This is a genomic window from Gilvimarinus japonicus, from assembly GCF_042847215.1.
Taxonomy (GTDB): domain Bacteria; phylum Pseudomonadota; class Gammaproteobacteria; order Pseudomonadales; family Cellvibrionaceae; genus Gilvimarinus; species Gilvimarinus japonicus.
In genome coordinates this window covers 2,635,968-2,656,948 of record NZ_AP031500.1, presented here as the reverse complement: position 1 = coordinate 2,656,948, position 20,981 = coordinate 2,635,968, and the positions used below count along the sequence as shown (strand labels likewise).

The 20,981-nt window shown below is 53.9% G+C and carries 18 protein-coding genes; 16 read left to right on the top strand and 2 right to left on the bottom strand.

Annotated features, from left to right (window positions below):
• Positions 1–93 precede the first annotated feature (93 nt).
• The 9 genes from ACGHAD_RS11370 to ACGHAD_RS11330 all read left to right on the top strand — a co-directional run bounded on the left by ACGHAD_RS11370 (position 94) and on the right by ACGHAD_RS11330 (position 11,631).
• Entirely contained in the window at positions 94–516 is a 423-nt protein-coding gene (locus ACGHAD_RS11370) for a hypothetical protein (protein ID WP_382417594.1), read from the top strand.
• 317 nt (positions 517–833) lie between these two features.
• Positions 834–2,987, top strand: a complete 2,154-nt coding sequence (locus tag ACGHAD_RS11365) for an FAD-dependent oxidoreductase (RefSeq protein ID WP_382417592.1) — start codon at positions 834–836, stop codon at positions 2,985–2,987.
• A gap of 4 nt (positions 2,988–2,991) precedes the next feature.
• Positions 2,992–3,801, top strand: coding sequence for a DUF547 domain-containing protein (locus ACGHAD_RS11360; RefSeq protein ID WP_382417590.1), 810 nt, complete (start codon positions 2,992–2,994; stop codon positions 3,799–3,801).
• Positions 3,802–3,839: 38 nt separating this feature from the next.
• Entirely contained in the window at positions 3,840–6,197 is a 2,358-nt protein-coding gene (locus tag ACGHAD_RS11355; RefSeq protein WP_382417588.1) for a TonB-dependent receptor, read from the top strand.
• Positions 6,166–7,314 (top strand): ABC transporter substrate-binding protein, encoded by a 1,149-nt coding sequence (locus tag ACGHAD_RS11350; protein WP_382417586.1) that lies wholly within the window; start codon positions 6,166–6,168, stop codon positions 7,312–7,314. The genes ACGHAD_RS11355 and ACGHAD_RS11350 overlap by 32 nt, the downstream gene beginning before the upstream one ends.
• A complete protein-coding gene (locus ACGHAD_RS11345) occupies positions 7,311–8,957 on the top strand; it encodes an ABC transporter permease (RefSeq protein ID WP_382417584.1) in 1,647 nt (548 codons plus the stop codon). Before ACGHAD_RS11350 ends, ACGHAD_RS11345 begins: the two co-directional genes overlap by 4 nt.
• On the top strand, positions 8,950–9,624 hold the full coding sequence (locus tag ACGHAD_RS11340) for an ATP-binding cassette domain-containing protein (RefSeq protein ID WP_382417582.1): 675 nt from the start codon (positions 8,950–8,952) through the stop codon (positions 9,622–9,624). The genes ACGHAD_RS11345 and ACGHAD_RS11340 overlap by 8 nt, the downstream gene beginning before the upstream one ends.
• Positions 9,606–10,226, top strand: a complete 621-nt coding sequence (locus ACGHAD_RS11335; RefSeq protein WP_382417580.1) for a CDP-alcohol phosphatidyltransferase family protein — start codon at positions 9,606–9,608, stop codon at positions 10,224–10,226. Before ACGHAD_RS11340 ends, ACGHAD_RS11335 begins: the two co-directional genes overlap by 19 nt.
• Before the next feature lie 163 nt (positions 10,227–10,389).
• A complete protein-coding gene (locus ACGHAD_RS11330) occupies positions 10,390–11,631 on the top strand; it encodes an MHYT domain-containing protein (RefSeq protein WP_382417578.1) in 1,242 nt (413 codons plus the stop codon).
• 43 nt (positions 11,632–11,674) lie between these two features.
• Here ACGHAD_RS11330 and ACGHAD_RS11325 read toward each other — a convergent pair whose 3' ends face one another.
• Positions 11,675–12,370, bottom strand: a complete 696-nt coding sequence (locus ACGHAD_RS11325; RefSeq protein WP_382417576.1) for a type 1 glutamine amidotransferase — start codon at positions 12,368–12,370, stop codon at positions 11,675–11,677.
• A gap of 173 nt (positions 12,371–12,543) precedes the next feature.
• Here ACGHAD_RS11325 and rhlB point away from each other — a divergent pair, with 173 nt between their 5' ends.
• From rhlB to ACGHAD_RS11310, 3 genes are all read left to right on the top strand, one after another.
• Positions 12,544–14,166 carry an ATP-dependent RNA helicase RhlB gene (rhlB, locus tag ACGHAD_RS11320; protein ID WP_382417574.1) on the top strand — a complete coding sequence of 541 codons (1,623 nt, stop codon included), beginning with the start codon at positions 12,544–12,546 and terminating at the stop codon, positions 14,164–14,166.
• Positions 14,167–14,212: 46 nt separating this feature from the next.
• Complete coding sequence (locus ACGHAD_RS11315; RefSeq protein WP_382417572.1) at positions 14,213–15,067, top strand: DMT family transporter; 855 nt, start codon at positions 14,213–14,215, stop codon at positions 15,065–15,067.
• A 72-nt stretch (positions 15,068–15,139) separates the two neighbouring features.
• Positions 15,140–16,558: an AmpG family muropeptide MFS transporter gene (locus ACGHAD_RS11310; RefSeq protein WP_382417570.1), complete on the top strand. Its 1,419-nt coding sequence runs from the start codon at positions 15,140–15,142 to the stop codon at positions 16,556–16,558.
• Between the two features lie 8 nt (positions 16,559–16,566).
• Here ACGHAD_RS11310 and ACGHAD_RS11305 read toward each other — a convergent pair whose 3' ends face one another.
• Entirely contained in the window at positions 16,567–16,905 is a 339-nt protein-coding gene (locus tag ACGHAD_RS11305) for an MGMT family protein (RefSeq protein ID WP_382417675.1), read from the bottom strand.
• An 85-nt stretch (positions 16,906–16,990) separates the two neighbouring features.
• On the opposite strand from ACGHAD_RS11305, the gene ACGHAD_RS11300 reads away from it, so the two are divergent.
• The 4 genes from ACGHAD_RS11300 to groL all read left to right on the top strand — a co-directional run bounded on the left by ACGHAD_RS11300 (position 16,991) and on the right by groL (position 20,764).
• Positions 16,991–18,016, top strand: a complete 1,026-nt coding sequence (locus tag ACGHAD_RS11300) for a DUF481 domain-containing protein (protein WP_382417568.1) — start codon at positions 16,991–16,993, stop codon at positions 18,014–18,016.
• 40 nt (positions 18,017–18,056) lie between these two features.
• The gene (locus tag ACGHAD_RS11295; protein ID WP_382417566.1) at positions 18,057–18,530 is read left to right on the top strand and encodes an FxsA family protein; all 474 of its coding nucleotides are present in this window, start codon (positions 18,057–18,059) and stop codon (positions 18,528–18,530) included.
• A 243-nt stretch (positions 18,531–18,773) separates the two neighbouring features.
• Entirely contained in the window at positions 18,774–19,064 is a 291-nt protein-coding gene (groES, locus tag ACGHAD_RS11290; protein ID WP_339614755.1) for a co-chaperone GroES, read from the top strand.
• Between the two features lie 50 nt (positions 19,065–19,114).
• On the top strand, positions 19,115–20,764 hold the full coding sequence (groL, locus tag ACGHAD_RS11285; protein ID WP_382417564.1) for a chaperonin GroEL: 1,650 nt from the start codon (positions 19,115–19,117) through the stop codon (positions 20,762–20,764).
• Positions 20,765–20,981: the final 217 nt, after the last annotated feature.

Sequence of the window (20,981 nt, the reverse complement as noted above, 5' to 3'; positions counted from 1 at the left end):
TCTCGACGTTGAATACGTATTTTCCAGGTGCTTTAGCTTACTTGGGCGGTGCGTTTAAAGCATGATTACATCCCCATTGAAAGGAGTTTACCTGTGCCATCACACGCGCGTCTTACCTGGTCCCTGCTGTTGCTGCGTCTGGGCGTTTTTATCGTTATGTTCATGTGGACCTTAGACAAGTTCGTTAACCCTGATCACGCTCTACGTATCTTCGAAAAATTCTACGGTCTGGAAGGATTTGCTACGGCGGCCGTGTACATCATTGCACTCGTCGAAATGGTGTTGATACTCGCATTTGTTGCTGGCATGTGGAAGCGCTTTACCTACGGTTTTATTTTGATCTTGCATGGGCTTTCCACGTTCTCCTCGTATAGCCAGTATTTAGATCCTTTTAATCACCTGCTGTTTTTTGCCGCGTGGCCCATGTTAGCGGCCTGTGTCGCGCTGTATCTTTTGCGTGATTCTGATACCCGCTGGACGGTTCGGCGCAAGTACGCGAGCGCGAGCGAACGGTGACACCAGCATGGGCGTGATTTACTCTTAGCCCATATCTACCGAGACAGCCTTATAGCCCTAGCCCTAGCCCTAGCCCTAGCTCTGACGATTAGGCCTGGGCTTTAAGGTGCATAAATATAACGCGCTGGCACGGCGGTGACGGTTACGCCTACCTCTAACCCCCATTTCCTGTTGCATTTTCCCGCCCTGAGCACACTTGGACGATTGTTCGATGGGATTAGGGTAAAAATAATTTGTAACAAAATGCCATCTTGTGCGACTACTTTATAACGATCACAGAATAACGTGAGCCTCTAAATGATAAATTGGAATCTTGTATGAAACGCCTGCTTATCGTCGTAGTCATCGCTGCATTGGTGGCGGCTTTTTTTGCTTTGGGCTTTAATGACTACTTGACGCTAGACCGCCTCAAAGGCAGTCAGGCACAGTTTGAGCAATGGCTAACGCAATACCCCCTGTTGGTACCTTTGGCGTTTTTTGCTTTGTATGTGCTGGTAACGGCCCTGTCGCTGCCTGGAGCGGCGATCATGACCCTGGCCGGAGGTGCCTTGTTTGGTCTCGGACAAGGGTTACTGCTGGTCTCCTTTGCCTCCAGCGTCGGTGCAACACTGGCGTTTCTAGCCGCACGCTTTGTATTGCGCGGCTCGGTAGAGAAGCGCTTTTCTGATCGGTTACAAGCCATCAACCGTGGCGTTGATCGAGAGGGGGCCTTTTATCTGTTTACCTTGCGCTTAGTGCCGGTGTTTCCCTTTTTTATTATTAATCTGGTGATGGGGTTAACCCGATTAAAGACCTGGACATTTTACTGGGTGAGTCAGCTAGGGATGCTGGCCGGTACCGTCGTTTATGTCAATGCCGGTACGCAACTGGCTGAAATTGACAGTTTGGGTGGGATTTTTTCACCTGGGTTGATTCTATCGTTCGTGCTGCTGGGTATCTTTCCGTGGGTGGCTAAGGCCATTGTGCGCTGGGTACAGCGCAAGCGTGTCTATAAACGCTGGCAAAAACCGCAACATTTTGATCGCAATCTAGTGGTCATTGGTGGTGGTGCTGGCGGTTTGGTCTCGGCCTACATTGGCGCTACTGTGCGAGCCAAAGTGACCTTGGTAGAAGCGCATAAAATGGGTGGGGATTGTCTCAATTATGGTTGCGTGCCCAGTAAAGCGCTGATTAAAAGCGCCAAAGTTGCGCACCAGATGCGTCACGCTGACGAGTATGGCCTTACGGCTGCACAGCCGGCGTTTAGTTTTCGGGCGGTAATGGCACGGGTACATCGGGTTATTAAAGACATAGAGCCACACGATAGCGCCGAACGCTACACGGGGTTAGGGGTTGATGTGGTGCAGGGCTATGCCACTATTATCGACCCGTGGACGGTGGAGATTGCCCGAGCTGATGGCGAAACACAACGCTTGACGACCCGCAGTATTATCATCGCCGCCGGAGCACAGCCACTGGTGCCCGATCTGCCCGGGCTAGACGACAGTGATTATGTGACCAGCGACACGTTATGGGAGCGCTTCGCTGAGTTGGATAGCCCCCCGCCGCGGCTTATTGTTCTTGGCGGAGGGCCAATTGGCTCGGAGTTATCGCACGCGTTTGCACGGTTGGGCTCACACGTCAGTCAGGTTGAGAAAGGCCCGCGTATTTTGGCAAAAGAAGATGAGGAGGTCTCAGAGCTAGCGCGTCAATGCATGGCAGCCGATGGTGTTGCGGTATTGACGGAGCACGAGGCGCTTCGCTGTGAGCGCAATGGCGATAAGAAAGTGTTAGTGGTTAAACACCAGGGGGCGGAAAAACGCCTGGAGTATGACCAGCTGTTGGTGGCGGTAGGGCGTACAGCCCGCCTGACAGGGTATGGGCTGGAGGAGCTTGGTATTTCGGCCGAGCGGATCATTTATACAAACGAGTACCTGGAAACACTGTACCCCAACATTTACGCAGCGGGAGATGTCGCAGGCCCGTATCAGTTTACCCATACAGCGTCGCACATGGCGTGGTACGCTGCTGTGAATGCGCTGTTTGGTCAGTTTAAGCGCTTTAAAGTGGATTACCGGGTTATCCCTTGGTCGACGTTTATTGACCCTGAGGTTGCCCGTGTTGGTATCAGCGAAGCTGAGGCTATCGAACAGGGCATCGAATTTGAAGTTGCTCGCTTTGAGTTGCATGAGCTGGACCGGGCCATTGCCGACAGTGCCACGACCGGGTTTATCAAGGTATTGACCCCGAAGGGCAAAGATAAAATATTGGGTGTCGTGATTGTCGGTAGCGAAGCCAGTAACTTAATGACTGAGTTTGTACTCGCTATGCGTCACGGTCTGGGTCTCAATAAAATTCTGGGGACCATTCACACCTATCCAACCTTGTCGGAGGCAAATAAATACACAGCCGGCGAATGGAAAAAGGCACACAAGCCTGAAACGATATTAAACTGGCTTGAGAAGTATCACACCTGGAGGCGGGGCGCTTAATGCTATGAAAGTTGTTTTTCTGAGTCTCGCGCTGTGGTTGTGTGCTATGCCGTCGTCAGCGACGGAGTTTGATCACCAGCATTCGATATACGCTAAGGTGCTTGCTAACCATGTTCATTGGGAGCAAGACGGTGTTGCTAGCCGTGTTGCTTACGCCGATTTAAAAGCTAACCCCTCCCGGTTAACGCAGTATATTGGCTTGCTTGAAGAGGTGACCCAAAAAGACTTCGAACGCTGGAGTAAGCCGCAGCAACTGGCTTTTTTAATTAATGCGTATAACGCACACACGTTACAGCTGGTAATCACTCATTATCCCGTAGAGTCTATAAAAGATATTGGTCGCTTCTGGCAAAGCCCCTGGAAAAATCGCTTCTTTACCCTGTTGGGTGAGAGCATGAGCTTAGACGATTTAGAGCACGATATTATCCGCAAGCCTGGCCGCTACAATGAGCCGAGAATTCACTTTGCGGTTAACTGCGCGTCAGTGGGTTGCCCGGCACTGCGAACCGAGCCATTTATCGCCCAGCGACTCGACGCGCAGCTGGAGGATAGTAGTGTCCGTTTTTTGCGCGACGCTAGCCGCAACCGTTATCGCGACGGAGAGCTGCAAGTCTCTGCTATCTTTAAGTGGTATCGACAGGATTTTGAGCGAGGCTGGCTGGGTGTTAATACCTTAGCGTCCTTCTTTTTACGCTATGCGGATGCGTTATCGCTGACGCAAGAACAACGGCTTCAGCTCGAAAATGGCACAGTCCACTATGAGTTTTTGCCCTACGATTGGAGTTTGAATCGTTCACGCGCAACCACAAAATAATAGTTGCAGCCGAGCGTGCCCTGGTAAGGAGTGTCACATTGCGTCAACCCCATTGCTTATACCGTTGCCTCGCCAGAGTGAAGGCTCAGGCCGCGTGTAGTGCCGCGCTATTGGCCCTGAGTCTTCCCGGTTTTGCACAAGTGGATCGTATCGAAAGCGTCTTGGTCGTGGGAGAGGCGCTAAGCGGTATGGGCAATCTTCGCCAAGAGGATATCGATGGCGCTTTTGGTGGTGAACAAAATATTGTGGATATTGGCCGTTCTATTACGCCGATTACCGAGGCTTTGCTGCACGAGGCGGCGATCGACGATTTACAACAATTGCAGCGTGTTGCGCCCAATACATTTCAGGCGAAAGGTTTTGGTGCCCCCAGTCTTCCTACGTTGCGCGGCCAGCTGGGGGAGCTGTTCTCGTCCGGTATGCGCCGGCAGGCCGGCAATAATGGCCTTGGTATCCCGCTATCGTTTAATTCGGTTGGGCAAATTGATATCGTCAGAGGAACGCCCTCTGTGATTCTAGGCACAACACAGCGCACCGGCGGTTTTGTGAACATTACGCCCAAGCGAGCGAATTTAACGCAAGCGGAGGGGCGCCTTAATCTTAGCGCCGGCGAATGGGAGCAATACGGTGGCCAACTAGATTATGCATGGGTGATTGATCCCCAGCACCAGAGCGCGCGCATTAGCGTGGAGCACAAAGACGAAGGCAGTTTTTATGATTACGCAGGGCTGAACAGCACCAATGTGTTTGCCTCTTACCGTTTGATGCCGAATGAGCAGCTCGAATGGAATGTTTCATTGGAGTATTACGATGTCGAGTGGACCGATAACGCCGGTATCAACCGCCCCACTCAAACGTTAATTGATCAAGGCTGGTATATACAAGGGCAGGGGGTACAGCCCAATGGCTCGACGGTACCAGGTGCGCTCGCGGTGGTAAGCCCGACCGGCCAGGTAAAAATCCCCCGCAGCCGTGTGCTTACCCACCCCGACGATATTAACGGCGCTGAGACAGTTTTGTTGCATTCGGTACTGACCGTCGATTTAGGTAGCTCTGTGCGATTGGTTAATCGAACCTACGTTGAGCACCTGGAGCGCGAGGAGATCGCCCAGAACAGTTTTGTAGAGATTATCGACGGTGCCGACACCTTTGAAAACCGTATCGAGCTGCAGTTTCCGCGCACCATTGTTGGGGCTGCTATCCGCTATAACGATGTTTTAGGCTACAGTCAGTTTTCCACCGAGGCCGATTTGCCTATCGACTTGACCGGATCGCTCAGCCAGCGAGAGATTCCTCTCAGTGCAGAGCAACAAGCGCGATTGGTGCCGTTGCGCCCGGGCCTGTATGTCTCGCCTGGTGCTCAGTACGACCGTGATGGCGACGGCAGCGGCGATTACAATTTATCCGACACCACCGATTCTACGAGCCTTCAGACCGGCTTGTTTTTACAGCATAAGCAACCGCTGGGTTCCAATCTACAATTAACGCTAGGCGTTCGCGGTGACTGGTATGACGTAACTGCACGCGACCCAATCGCGCCCGTTGGGGTGACGCCCGCCCGGGATTCGCACCATGATTTTTTAAAGGCCGGCGAGGCAACCTTGCACTATCGTCCTGGCGAGTCGGTGACGTTGTACGCCACCGGTAGCTATAGCGAGTCTACCTCGAACAGTATGGCCGGTGGCACGGTGTTGGGCTCCAACAATCAAATCGATCCGCTCAACTTTGCGACAGAAAATACGCTGTACGAACTGGGCGTAAAATACGCGCCGGTAGGCTCTGGATGGTACGCCGATATGGCCGTCTTCGATCAGACGCGCAGCTTGCGCAATCGCGATGGCAGCAATAGCGGTATCGTCACCCAGGGCGTCGAGGCGCAGGCGTTTTATCGCAGCGACAACGCCTGGGTGAGTGTCGGCGGTAGTTGGTTGAAGGCTAAGTTTGATCATTCGGCCGCGTTTCAGGTGGCCGAACAAGTGGCGGATGCGTTTGATAACTCCCGGCCTGACCTGATTGCGGGAACCGGGGCCGGCGCCCCCAATTTTGCGGCGTTTGCACCCTCGTCTCATCGCTTACAAGGGTTGCCCGAGTGGACCGCCTCGGCTGCAGGCGGTTATCAATTGAGTGAATACTGGTCTGTGGGTGGCTCGGCCGTGGTTACCGGTGCTTATCCGCTGGATTATTTGCAAACAGTGGTGATCTCAGAACAGTTTACGCTAAACGCCAATGTGGCTTACGAGTTTAATCAAGGCAGCAGTCGTTTACGTTTGGATGTGTTTAACCTGACCGATGAGAAAAATTGGACACCGGTGTTTGAGGGTGGCTATTTTGGTTCATCATTAGTTTTTCCGGAGTTGTCTCGGCATGCGCAAGTTCAGTTTACGCAGTATTTTTAATCGTCTCATACTGGGCGTGATGTTGTTGTCGGGGCCTTCGTTTGCGAACACAGATTGGTCTGATGTGTTGGCCGAGGCCCGCGGCGATACCGTGTATTTTTACGCCTGGGGCGGGTCCGATGAGGTGAATCGTTATTTGCGCTGGGCGGATAGTGAGTTGCATCGCCGCTATGATATTCGACTTAAGCATGTAAAAGTTGCCGACATTGCTGAGGCGGTTAAACGATTGCAAGTGGAGGCGCAGGCAGGACGCAAAAAAGGCGGCGCTATCGACTTGCTATGGATAAATGGCGAGAATTTCCACACCTTAAAGCGCGAACAACTGTTGCTGCCAGAGGTCCTAACGGCTGTGCCTAACAGCGCCTTGCTACTGAATAATACGTTGCCGTTAATGCGCGACTTTGGCGTGGACGTCGATAACCTGGAAGTCCCCTGGGGTATTGGCCAATTTAACCTAATTGCCCGTGACAAGAGTTTTCCGACGGAGCAACTGAGCGCCGAGCAACTGCTCGCCTTTGCCCAGAAAAACCCCGGGCAGTTAAGTTACCCGAAACCACCGGATTTTATTGGCACGACGTTTTTAAAATCTTTGCTGGTGGATTTAACCGAAAAAGACCCACGGTTGTACCAGGCCGTGTCGGATCAATCGGCCGCGCAATTGTTACCTCGGCTCTGGCAGTACTTAGATCGGTTGCATCCGCTCATGCTGGGCCAGGCGCAGAGCTTTGCGCAAAGCTCTGCGCAACAGTTACAGTGGCTGGCCGACGGCCGCGTGTCGGTGGCGTTTAGTTTTAACCCGCAGGAATTAACGGCCAAAATTAAAGCGCGGCGGTTACCACAAAACTTGCAGCAACATGTCTTCGCCGATGGCGCTATTACCAATAGTCACTATTTGGCGGTGCCGCGCAACGCGTCGCACCCAGCCGCCGCGCAAGTCGCCATTAACTTTTTCATCTCGCCTGAGGCACAAGAGCGCAAAGCAGACCCGGCGCACTGGGGCGACCCGGCTGTGGTTGCCCTGGAAGATGCCGGTGCATTGCTACCTTCGGCAGAGGAGCTGCATGCCAGCTGGCAAAGCGCAATTGAGCAGGGTTGGTTGGAGCGCTACCAGCTGTGACGAGTACGGCGCGCCTGTTTACCCCAGCGGCGGTTATCAGCGTGCTGGGCCTTATTGCGCTACCGGTGGGGTTGGTGCTTGTCGCCTTCGCCCAAGAGCTGAGCCAACTGACGGCCACGCAGCTGCGTAATTTTGCCGCGGCGCCAGGGTTGTCGCAGGCAACTCTTTATTCACTGTTACTGGCGGCGCTAGCACCGTTGTTCGCCTGTTATCTGGCGCTCGCGGTTAGCGCCGGAGCCGCACAACGAACGCCCGTGTGGTTGTCACCGCTGCTGTCGATGCCTCACCTGGCTTTTGCGGTAGGTCTGGTTTTTTTATTCAGCCCCGGTGGCTGGCTGGTGCGCGCAATACACGGTGTGAGTGGCGCATTCGCGATACCGCCTGACGGGGCGTTTTTGCCCGAGCGTTCTCTCCCCACTTTGTTTACCGTTTTGCTGTTAAAAGAAGTACCTTTTTTGGTGTTGATGATACACAGCGCGTGTTCTCAGTTGCCTGTTGAGCGCTATCGCCAAGTGGGGCAGTCACTGGGATATTCCCGCACAACAGTTTGGTGGCAAGTGGTGGTGCCAGAGCTGTTGCGCAGGCTCACTCTACCAATGGCGGCGGTGATTGTTTATAGCGTTTCAGTGGTTGATATACCGTTACTGGTGGGCCCCAATGTGCCGGGGGTTTTGGCTCAAGAGGTGTTTTCTTGGCAGCAGGATTTTGCTCCCGACGCGGCCACCCATGCCTTGCTGGGGTCCGTATTACTACTATCGTTGACGCTTTGCCTGCTGGGTTTAAACCGCTTGCATCAGCCTTTCTACCGCTGGGCACTTGTGCGGGTTTGGCGCCGCGGGTTAACGGCTCCCGGTATCTTGCGCCAGCTAGGGCGCGGCGGTATGGGCGTCGCTAGGCTTTGGCTGCCGTTGATGGTTGCTATGACACTGGCAATGTTAACCGCGTTGGTGCTTTGGTCGATGGCGTCGGGTTGGTTCTACCCGCAATGGTTGCCCGATTCTTTGAGTGTGGCATTGTGGCGCCGGGAATGGGGCTACATCTGGCCGATCGTCTGGACCACATTATTGATTGCTATACCCTGCGCCTGTGTCGCTCTGGTGGCGGCGCTGGTGTGTTTGGAAGTGCAGAACAAGCAGCGCTGGCCCCAGTGGCTTGTTTTGCTGGCGCTATTGGTGCCGCAGCTACCTTTAGTGGTGGGCTGGCAGTACAGCGCGAGCGCTTATCATCTGACACCCCATGTTGGATGGGTGTTTTGGGCCCATTGCGTGTTTGCGTTTCCCTATGCTTATTTGGTGGTGGCTGGGGATTATCAGCGCTATGACCGGCATTGGCTGTTGGTCGGGCAGTCGTTGGGTTACTCGCCGCTTAAGTGCTGGTTTACCTTAATGTTGCCCATGTTACGTCGGCCCGTTCTTTACGGCTGGGTGATTGCTTTTTCGGTTAGCGTTGCCCAATACTTGCCCACGCAGATGCTGGGCGCGGGGCGAGTCGTCACCGTAACCACCGAGGCGGTCAGTGTCAGCAGCGGCGGCGACCGGCAGTTGTTAAGCTTTTATGCGTTATGGCAGTTTATTTTGCCGCTGATCGCCCTGTTACTGGTGGCGGCTTATTTGGCGCTGGTATCCAGGAGGCGAAATGCTTGAGTTACAGCACGTTGCGATAGTCCGCGCGGGGCAAACTTTGCTTGAGGTGCCAGAGCTGAGTGTCGCCGCGGGTAAAGTGGGAATGATTATGGGGCCGAGCGGCAGTGGTAAGTCGACCTTGCTGCTTTGGCTACTCGGCCAAGCCCCCGAGGCTTTTGATATTACCGGAAGCCTCAGACTGAACGGTGAGCCAATGACGCACCAGTCGGTTAGCGAGCGTCGTATCGGCATGATGTTTCAGTCGGCATTACTGTTCCCGCATATGACGGTGGAGCAAAATTTGTTCTTTGCTCTGCCAAAGCAATCCGCTTACCGAACCAAAGCCGCGCGCACCGAGCGCGTCGGGAGCCTATTGGCGGCGGTCGAGCTAAGCGATAAAGCCAAAGCGATGCCGGGCACCTTGAGTGGTGGTGAGCGTGCTCGTATCGCCCTGTTGCGAGCGTTGATCAACGAGCCCAAAGCGTTGCTACTGGATGAGCCGTTTGCGGCGCTCGATTTGCACCGACGAGAGGAGGTGCGCCAATGGACATTCGCGCAAATCGCGCAGTGGCAAATACCGGCGCTGTTAGTGAGCCATGACTTGGATGATCGCCCCGCTCATACGCAACAATGTGGGCCTTTACTGACCATTGCCAACGGAGTCGCACAATGTTCGACACACGCTTAGTCCCGCTGACCCGTGCCCCCCTGCACTGGGTGGCGGGTTATCTAAACCGCTGGGGTGTGCACCCCGATACCGTCACGCTCGTCGGTTTTGCGATTGGTTTGCTGGCCGTTCCCGCTCTGGCTTTTGGTTGGTACAGCATTGCCTTAGTGGCGATTATTGGCAACCGCGTGGCCGATGGTGTGGATGGCGCTCTGGCGCGAATACGCGGTATTAGCGATGCCGGTGGCTTTTTGGATATTGTGCTGGACTTTATTTTTTACAGCGCCGTGTGCTTTGGTTTTTTATTGGCCGATGTGGAGCGCAATGCGGTGTGGGCAGGTTTGCTGTTGGTCTCCTTTATGGGGACGGGGGCGACTTTTTTGGCGTTCTCCTCCGTGGCGGCAAGGCATAATCTAGATAACCCACAATACCCGCAGAAGTCTCTTTATTATTTGGGGGGCGCCGCCGAGGGTTCAGAGACCATCGCATTCTTTATTTTATTTTGTCTGTTTCCGCATTACTTTCCCGCGCTGGCGGGTGCGTTTGCCGTGCTTTGCTGGGTGACGACTGTCTCGAGAACGTTTTCGGGGTACGTCACTTTAAAACATTTGCCCCGACAATAACCCCGCCGAGCGTTAGGCGCCGCTTAACCCCATCCGCGTTTTGGTACTAACACCGAATACGTAGCTTTGTTTACATAAGTTTACATTTTTCGGTGATCTTTTGTTCACTTTGGCGCGTAAAATCGCCAGCCTTTAAATTTTGTACCGCTATTGGAACCCTATTATGTCAGGTAGTTATAACCTAACGCTGGTTTTTGCCTCGTATTGTGTGGCTGTTATAGCCGCTTACACCGCGATTTATTTTGGCACGCGAATTTTTAGTATGCACGACGGTGCCGGCCGCAAATTTTGGCTGGGTATGGGTGCTGTCTGCTTGGGTTCGGGCATTTGGTCGATGCACTTTGTGGGTATGAGTGCCTACACGATGCCCGCGGGCATGACCATGAGCTTTAGCGCGCCCTTGACGGTTTTGTCGTGGGTTCCCGCGGTATTGGCGTCGGCACTGGCGCTGTATGTGATTACCCGGCCTAATGTCAGCGCCCTGAGTATTGTCGCCAGTGCGGTGATTATGGGGGCGGGTATTTGCGCGATGCACTACGGCGGTATGTACGCCATGCGTATGGACCCGCAAATTCAATATGACGCGCTTATCGTGGCTATCTCGGCGGTGATTGCTGTGGTGGCTTCGGGGGCGGCGTTGGTTATCTGTCGCCAAGTGCGAGTGGTGCCTGCCAAATACGCCATGGCGGTAAAGGGTGTGGCCGCTTTAGTGATGGGAGCGGCTATTTGCGGTATGCACTATACCGGTATGGCGGCGGCAAGTTATCCAATGAACTCCATGGCCGCACAGAGCAATACATTGCAAGGGCAGTGGATGGGTATTCCCACGGCGATTGTCGCCAGTATTGTGTTGTTGTTGGCACTGATTGTCGCGTATCGCGATTTTAAACAAGCCGAAAGTGAGCGCCGTAGCGCCGCTCAGGCTCACGATAAAGTCATTGAAAATGCGTTTGTCGATCAAGCCACTGGGCTTGCCAATCGCACTCGCTTTGAACAGCTGTTAATGCAAAAGATGGCAACGCAACATAGCCGTTTTAGTTTGCTTTACATTGAAATGAATGGTTATCGTGATTTAAGCAATGCCCTGGGCGAGCAGGCGGCGCAGCAAATGGCTCAGGAGTTTGCCGGGGCTGTCCGCAGCGGGCTGGGTGATGCCAGTGAGTTGGCGCGTTACAGTAGTTCTGGGTTTATCGCTCTTGTGCCCGAGCTTAGCAATAATACCTTGGCGAATACGTTTGCCCAGCTAAAGCGCACAGTTGGCCAAATCAAATACGCGCCGTCTTACGGTCAGTGGTCGTTGGGGTACAGTAACTACCCGGACTCGGCAAGTAATAGTCGGTTATTGGTGCGCGCGGCGCAAAAAACGCGCTATACCATGGACTACCAAACTCAGACCGCGTCATAAAGTGTCATAGGCGCCGCTCGCGAGCGATGACGGCGCCGGTGGTTCACTCAATATCGGCATTAGCCATGATCTCTATGGCGTGCGCCATTAATACCCGGATCGCCGCAAATTGCTCAGCGGAGCCGGTAATGGCGTCCGCCGATTGCACATAGCGGCTGCCGTCCAGTTCATCGCCACAGTGTTTAAGTAACGCCTGGGCCGAGTCGGTTGTTGTCTCTAGGTGAAATTGCAGGGCAAGAACCCGTGTGCCAAAGGCAAAGGCTTGCTGTTCGCAGGCCTCGCTGGCGGCTAGCGGCAGTGCTCCTTGGGGGAGGGCAAAGGTGTCCCCGTGCCAGTGAAACACTGTTGGATTGCTGGCGAATAAAGGACCGTAAATCGAGCGCGTTGGCACCCCTTGTATCGGGTGCCAACCGATCTCTCGGTGGCGGCCGGGCGTGACCGGCGCACCCAGCGCGCGCGCAATCAATTGTGCCCCGAGGCATATCCCTAATACCCGCTTACCACCACTTATCGCCGTGGCAATAAGATGCTTCTCGGCGGTGAGCCACGGATACTGCGCGGTATCGTCGACATTCATGGGGCCGCCCATAACCACTAGCCAATCAAACTCATCTTGTTCTGGCAATGGCTCGTTGCGGTACAGGTGGTGGGTAGTAATGCAATACCCCCGCGCGGCAAACTCATCGGCCATGCTGCCGATGCCCTCAAACGGCACGTGCTGTAATACACTAATACGCATGTTAAAAAGCTCCCTAGTTTCAGAGCGTAATCATAGCCGCTTTAAAGGGCTTAGCACAGTCTCGCTGGGGGGCGCGGGGCACGTCACTATGCGAGGCTTTAGCGCCCGTAAAGGGCTAATAGCGGCGTAATCGTGTATACTCCGCCCACATTTTAATCAACAGGTGTTCTATTTTGATCGCAAAGCTGTTCAAAAAGATTGTCGGTGGCGACAGCTCGCCGAAGCAAACGGCAAAACCCAATCAAGACGCCGACGCGCCCAAGACCGCGCGCGGCCCTAAAGATAAGCCGGGCGATAAAACCAACGCCAAGCCTAAATCGGGCGATAGCAAAGGTGGGGCAAATAACCGCAATAAGCGTGATGGTAAGGCCTCCAGCAAAGATAGCGCCGATACGCGCGCGCCTAAGAATACTAGCTCCAGCCGGGAGCGCTCGGGCAAAAGCGCTAAGCGCCCGCCCAAGCAGCCTTGGGATATCTCTCAGTTTCCGGTCCCGGAAGTGCCAGGCAAAGTGCGTTTCCATGACTTCCACTTAGATAACGATCTGATGCATGCCATTGCTGACTTAGGCTTTGAGTACTGTTCGCCGATTCAGGGGCAGTCGTTGCCCTTCGCCCTAAAAGGGCGCGATGTGGTGGGTAAGGCCCAGACAGGGACAGGGAAAACCGCCGCCTTTTTAACGGCGATTATTGAAGATTTATTGAAGCACCCCTTAGAGGAGCAGCGCTACGCCGGTGAGGCGCGAGCGCTGGTGATTGCACCGACCCGTGAGCTGGTGATGCAAATCGCGGAAGACGCCGAGCTGCTGTGTAAATACACTGACCTGCAAGTGCATACCTTGGTGGGTGGTATGGATTACGGCAAACAGCAACGGCGTCTCAACGATAGCTTGGTGGATATTCTGGTGGCGACACCGGGGCGTTTGTTGGACTTTTGTCGCAATAAAGATGTGCACTTGGATCAGCTCGAGATCATGGTGATCGATGAAGCCGACCGCATGTTGGATATGGGTTTTATTCCGCAGGTGCGGCAAATTGTGCGGCAAACACCGCGCCGCGAAGAGCGTCAAACCTTGTTCTTCTCGGCCACCTTTACCGATGAAGTGCACCGCTTGGTGGATCAGTGGACCAATAATCCCGAGACCATTGTGATCGAGCCGGAAAGCGTGGCCACCGATACAGTAACCCAATATGTGTATCTGGCCAGCACCGATGAAAAATACACCTTGCTCTACAATTTGATCCAAGATGAGTCGGTCGAGAGCATGATTGTATTCGCCAACCGCCGTGACGAATGCCGCCGGCTAGAAGATAAGCTCAAGCGCCACGGTATTAAAGTCGGCTTGCTGTCTGGCGAGATCGCCCAGAATAAGCGCGTGTCCACCCTTAACGCCTTTAAAGATGGCGCCATTAAGGTGCTGGTTGCAACCGATGTTGCCGGCCGCGGGATTCATATCGATGGTATCAGTCATGTGGTGAACTTTACCTTGCCGGAGGAGCCCGAAGATTACGTTCACCGGATTGGCCGCACTGGCCGCGCGGGCAATAGCGGCACGTCTATTAGTTTTGCTTGTGAAGACGACGCCTTTTTGTTGGAGCCGATTCAGCAGTTGCTAGGCAAGCCATTGCCCTGTGAGCAGCCGCCCGAGGCGCTGTTGGCCGAGATGCCGCCGATGGCGCCAGCGCCGCGCCGCAGCAGTAGTGATCGCTCGTCGCGCAGTGGCGGGGGCAGTCATAAGCGCGGTCCGAGCCGGGGTAATAGCCGTGGTCCGCGAGGTGGTCATCGCTCTTCGCGCTGATCGTATAATGTCTTTGTGATGGCGGGCCGGGCTCGTCCCCAAATTTATGCATAGCGCTCGTTCGGCAATGTTTACCTTGCACCTGACGGTCGTGCTCATGGGCGCGACCGGCATCTTTGCGCGGATTATCGATTTGCCCGCGTGGGAGATTACCGGTTACCGAACCGCGATTGCCGCGCTGGTGTTGTTTGCGTGGGTACAGTGGCGCGAGGGTACAATTCGTCTTAGCGGCGCCCGCGCTTATGGTCGCATGCTGGTGTTGGGCTTATTACTTGGCCTACACTGGATTACCTACTTTCAGGCAATGCAGGTATCCAGCGTTGCCATCGGTATGATTGCATTGTTTGCCTACCCGGTGATGACCGTCTTTCTCGAACCCTTCTTTACCCGTATTCGGCTTAATTGGCGCGACTTAGTCAGTGGTCTGTTAGTGCTGCTGGGTATTTACTTGCTTGTGCCCGAGTTTGATTTAGCCAATAACGGAACTCAGGGTGTGCTGTGGGGGTTGCTCTCGGCGCTGTTGTTTGCCTTGCGCAATATCTTGCTGGGGCACTGGTTTAGCGATGTAAGCGCGGCTCGCTCACTCGCGTATCAAACCGCCATTACTGCCGTGATGATTGCCCCGGCATTGTTGTTGGTGGGAGAGTTGCCGCAAGTGGCGGACATCGGCCTGGTGCTGTTGCTCGGGGTCGTGTTTACAGCGGTTGCCCATACGTTACTGGGTTATTCTTTGCGTTTTTTACGGCCCAAAACTGTCGGCTTGGTCTCGTGTATGCAACCGGTTTACGGCGTACTTTATGCGTTGTTACTACTTGGCAGTGTGCCTACCGTTGCGACAATAGTCGGTGGGCTGTTGGTGTCATTGGCGGCTTTTTACGAAACTTTGCAGGTGCGGCGCTAACGGTTGAGTAGCAATGCTGCGCCCTGGGCCGATTTCTGCTAACGTTGCGCATTTGAGCAACCGGCCCGGGCTATGCAAAAAACCAGTACCGCTGCAGCCCATCCTTGGCTTGCGGCATTTAAGCAATACCGCGATATTCGCCTGCTGTATGTATTTTTACTGGGCTGTTCGTCTGGTTTCCCCTTCGTTTTAATTGGCTCTAATTTAACCGGCTGGCTAACCGATGCCGGCATCTCGCGCGCCGAGGTAGGGCTGATCGGCGCTGTGTTCGTCGTTTACGCTATCAATTTTTTGTGGGCGCCGCTGCTCGATAGGGTGCAATTGCCGTTTTTTACTCGCCGTTTAGGGCTGCGTCGCAGCTGGATTTTTTGCCTGCAAGGTTTGATGCTACTGCTGATTGTGGGGGTGGTTGGTACTCAGCCCGCCGTCAGTTTGCTGTGGACGGGTATTTTAGCCTTGGGTATTGCCATTTGCTCTGCCACTCACGATATCGCGATAGATGCTTACCGTATTGAAATTATCGGCAGTGATGCCGGCCGGGTTCCGGCAGCGTCGGCGGTGAGTATTATCGGTTGGTGGACGGGCTATTCTCTGCCGGGCTATTTGGCTTTTGCCAATGCCGATGCGGTCGGTTGGTCGGGCGTGTATTTGTGGATGGCGCTGGTGATGGCGTTATTGATGGTGTTTACCTTGCTCGTGCGCGAGCCGGTGACGGACCGCGAGCAGCTGCAAGCGGCGGCGCAGTTGCGCTATGCCGGCGCGCTAAAGGCGGGCAGTGGGCGTATTGATCGTATCTTGGTGTGGCTGAGCGTGACGGTGATTGAGCCGTTTGCTGATTTCTTTCGGCGCAACGGATGGCGCCTGGCGGTGTCGATACTGCTGTTTGTCTTTTTGTTTAAGATTGGCGAGGCGTTTTTAGGGCGTATGTCGATTGTGTTTTACCGCGAGATCGGCTTCTCCAATGAAGATATTGCCCACTATTCAAAGTTGATCGGCTGGGGGTTAACGGTCGGTTTTACTTTGCTGGGCAGCACCATCAATATTCGTTACGGTATTGTACGCGGCTTGTTTATTGGCGGTGTGGCCATGGCCGCTAGCAACTTAATGTTTGCCTGGATTGCCGTAACCGGCCCCGATGAAAGACTATTTATGGCGGCGATTGTCGTCGATAACTTTTGTGCGGCTTTTTCGACGGTGGCGTTTGTCTCGTTGCTTACCTGGCTTACCGGCCGCGCGTTTTCGGGCGCGCAATACGCGCTGCTGGCGTCGCTTGGCAACTTAGGCAGAACCACTTTGGCCTCTGGCAGTGGTACCTTGGTCGATTGGCTGGGCGGTAACTGGGCGTTATTTTTTGTGTTGACGGCGGTGATGGTGATGCCGGGGCTAATATTGTTGCTGGTGATTGGGCGTCAGCTTAAACCTGATCGCGAGAGCCATCAGCGCGACCGGGTAGAGCGCCCTCAGCCAGATCGTGAGCCCTCAGCCCGTTGACGGGGCGGTTACTCGGCAAGCCAGCGATAATGCGCAAGCCGAATACGCTCGCCCCGAAACACGACGCCTTCGGCCTCAAGCCGTGTGCGTTGACGATTGGCCGCGTCGGAGCCGGCTGGCAGTGACAGCTTGCCGCTAGCCGCCACGACCCGGTGCCAAGGCAATTGGGTGTCGTTTGGCAGGGCGCGCAATAGCCTGCCGGCCCAGCGGGCCGCGCCAGGGCGGCCCGCCAGTGCGGCCAACTGGCCGTAGGTGATAACTCGCCCTGCGGGTACCCGGGCCAGTACAGTGTAAAGTGCCGTGTAAAACGGATCGGGCGGCTTGTCAGTAAGTTGAGGCGTCTGCATGGATCGCATAAGAATTCCTTGAATAAAGCTAATGTGGGATGCGTTAGCTCGTTTGAATTAGTGTAATGCGAGAGTGGTTGCGAGTGTGAAAAAACTGGGACTCATTGTACTTTTATTGCTTAACGCGAGTGCGGCGCAGGCGGGGTTCGTCGAGTTGTTTAATGGCGACCGTCTGGAGGGGGACTTTGTTAAGCTCGATGGCGAGTCACTGGTGTGGGGCAGTAGTAATTTTGGCGATGTGAAAATAGCCCGTTCTAAAATCAAAAACATCAGCACGACTATGCCAATGAAATTAAGTGGCAGTGCGACACCGTGCTTGATCGACGGTATGAAACAGGAGTACTTGTTTTACTCCTGTGGGGGGGACCCGGATCAACGCAGTGTGCCCTTGGCGTCGCTTGAGATCATGCTGCCGTTCGAGAGTCATATCGAAGGCGAGTATACTTATCGAGGTAAGTTTGGCCTGTCGGGCTTTTTTGCCGAGGGCAACGACATTCGCAGCGATATAAAGATGAAGACCCATATCGAGTATCGCCGCAGTGAGTTTCGTCACAACGCCAATATTGAATACGCCAGCTACTCTTCTGATCGCGAAGCGCCCGATGAGCTGTGGCTGGGGCGCTACACGCTAGATTGGTTTTTCCGCGAGCGCTGGTTCTGGACCAATGATGTCTCCGTTGGCGCCGATGAGTCCCGCGGTGTTGAACAGTACTACACGTTAGGTAGTGGTACCGGTTATCAGTTTTGGGAAAACTCAGATACCGCCCTAGCGCTTACTGCCGGGCTCACGTACTTGAACGAAAAGTACGAGATACCCGATGAGCCAGAAGATGACTTTAGTGAAGTGAATGAACGGTTTGCTTTACGCTTGGGAACTAACTTCCGCTATCTGCTGCCTTTTGGCGTATCGTTTTTCCATGAAAATGAAATCACCCGATCACTCGAAGACAGCAGTGATTGGCGCCTGACCTCAGGGACCGGGCTGAGCACCTTGCTGGCGGGTAGTTTGTACTCTGAGGTCAAGGTCGATTACAACATCGACAACCAACCGCAGCAAGACAAAGAACGCGAAGACACCCGCCTGATGGTGGGGGTAAGTTACGAGTGGTAGCGCTTCAACGCTATTAAACCGAGCACACCGGAGAGCCCAGATGCCGATATTCTTTATTCTTTTTATTGTTGTTCCACTGTTGGAGATTGGCCTGTTTATTCAGGTGGGTAGCCGGATTGGGGCGATGCCCACGGTGGCGCTGGTGGTATTGACCGCCGTTTTTGGCGTGTTGCTGCTGCGCTGGCAAGGGCTGGCGACACTGATGCGCGCCCGCGGTCGCATGCAGCAGGGGCAAATGCCTGCAAGGGAGATGGTAGAGGGTATTATGCTGGCTTTTGCCGGTGCGATGCTGTTAACCCCGGGCTTTTTTACCGATACCCTAGGTTTTGTTTTGTTGATACCCGCTTGTCGGCACGCGTTGTTTAACGCTCTGGGTAAGCGCATTGTAGTAGGGGGTGCAAGCATGAACCCCAGCTGGGCCGGGCCTACTCACCCGGCCGATGGTGATGTTTACGATGGCGAGTTTAGCCGTACTGACGACGTAAAAAACGACCCCTCACTGCCTAAAAAGTGATCGCCTTGGTGTGGTCTAGACTAAATCCTTGCAAAACCTCTGCTTTTTTTGCTTTTTTCCTGTTTGAGCCATTGAAATACTCAGTGGCCAACCCCACCTTTTGAGCAAGTTCGCAAGTGTGTGGCGATGGCTGCGCGCAATATCCGAATTTTTGCCGGTTCGGCAAAGGTCCGGGGTAACCCGGGTTTGACATTGTTGTTACTACCTTTTGTTACTACATCTGTTAGTTGGAGATAGAAGTCCATGAATATTCGTCCGTTACATGATCGCGTTGTGGTTCGCCGCAAGGAAGAAGAGCAAACGACCGCTGGTGGTATTGTTTTGCCAGGCTCTGCCAAAGAAAAGCCCAATCAAGGTGAAGTTGTGGCAGTAGGTAATGGCCGCGTGCTGGATAACGGTGAGGTTCGTCCGGTAGACGTGAAAGTGGGTGACACCGTTGTATTCGGCAAATACGCCGGCAGCGACACCATCGAAGTTGAAGGTGAAGAGTTGGTGATTTTGAGCGAAGGCGATATCAAAGCCGTACTTGCTTAAGATACCCCCCTTAACGTGTTGTTGAACGATTTATTGCAAGGAATTGAATTATGTCTGCTAAAGAAGTGAAATTTGGTGATAGCGCCCGTCAGCGTATGGCAAAAGGCGTTAACATTCTGGCTGATGCCGTAAAAGCAACCTTGGGGCCCAAGGGCCGCAACGTGGTGTTAGAGAAATCTTTTGGTGCACCGACTGTCACCAAAGATGGTGTTTCTGTGGCTAAAGAAATCAGCCTGGAAGACAAGTTTGAGAACATGGGCGCGCAGATGGTGAAAGAGGTTGCCTCTAAAGCGTCTGACGATGCCGGTGACGGTACCACTACCGCGACGGTATTGGCGCAATCCATTGTTAATGAAGGTTTAAAATCAGTGGCTGCGGGCATGAACCCGATGGATCTGAAGCGCGGCATCGACAAAGCCGTGATCGCGGCGGTTGCTCACATTCAGTCTATTGCGCAACCTTGCGATACCCCTAAAGCGATTGCTCAGGTGGGTACTATCTCGGCCAATAGCGATTCGCACATCGGCGATATTATTGCCGAAGCGATGGCCAAAGTGGGCAAAGAGGGTGTGATCACCGTTGAAGAAGGCACCAGCCTTGAGAACGAGCTAGACGTCGTTGAAGGTATGCAGTTTGATCGCGGTTACTTATCCCCTTACTTTATCACCAACCAAGACAACATGATGGTTGAGCAAGACGCGCCTTACGTGTTGCTGGTCGATAAAAAAATCTCCAACATCCGCGAGCTGTTGCCAACCCTAGAAGCGGTTGCTAAGTCTGGCAAGCCGTTAGTGATTGTTGCCGAAGACGTAGAAGGCGAAGCGCTGGCCACCTTGGTGGTAAACAACATGCGCGGTATTGTTAAAGTATCAGCGTGTAAAGCGCCGGGCTTTGGTGATCGCCGTAAAGCCATGCTGCAAGACATCGCCGTACTGACTGGCGGCACTGTAATCAGCGAAGAAGTTGGTCTGGACCTAGAGAACGTGACGCTCGAGCACTTGGGTACCGCTAAGCGCGTGACCATGAGCAAAGAGAACACCACCATTGTCGATGGCGCCGGTAACGCTCAAGAAATTGAGTCGCGTGTAGGTCAAATCCGCACTCAGATCGAAGAGACTTCATCTGATTATGATCGCGAAAAACTGCAAGAGCGCGTGGCCAAGTTGGCCGGCGGTGTTGCTGTGATCAAAGTTGGTGCAGCCACTGAGATGGAAATGAAAGAGAAAAAAGCGCGCGTTGAAGATGCTCTACACGCGACTCGCGCTGCGGTAGAAGAGGGCGTTGTGCCTGGTGGTGGTACCGCCTTGTTACGCGCTGTGGCCGCTATTATGGATCTGAAAGGTGACAACGAAGAGCAAGATGCCGGTATCGCGATCGCTCGTCGTGCGATGGAAGCGCCTCTGCGTCAAATCGTCACCAACGCCGGTGAAGAAGCCTCTGTGGTGGCCGACGTGGTTCGTAAAGGTGAAGGTAACTTCGGCTTTAACGCCGCTACTGGTGAATACGGCGATATGCTGGAAATGGGTATCCTTGATCCGGCGAAAGTAACCCGTACCGCATTGCAAGCGGCAGGTTCGGTGGCCGGTTTGATGATTACCACCGAAGCCATGGTTGCTGACAAGCCTGACGAAGGCGGTGCCGGTGGCGCGCCTGATATGGGCGGCATGGGCGGTATGGGTGGCATGGGCGGCATGATGTAAGCCCAGCCCCACTAAAGGCACCTACTTGGTAGGTGCCTTTATTTTTTAAGAGGCGATAGTTATGGCCTCACAATTGCTTTATCTGTATAAGCATCGATAGCAAGTCCCATCGATGACAAATCTTACAAATACCGGCCGAGACTGGTGTAGTTTTTTCACGGTGTACCTTTTATCGTGCAGAATTTTAACCGTGTAGCTTTTTACCCGTGTACTTAAG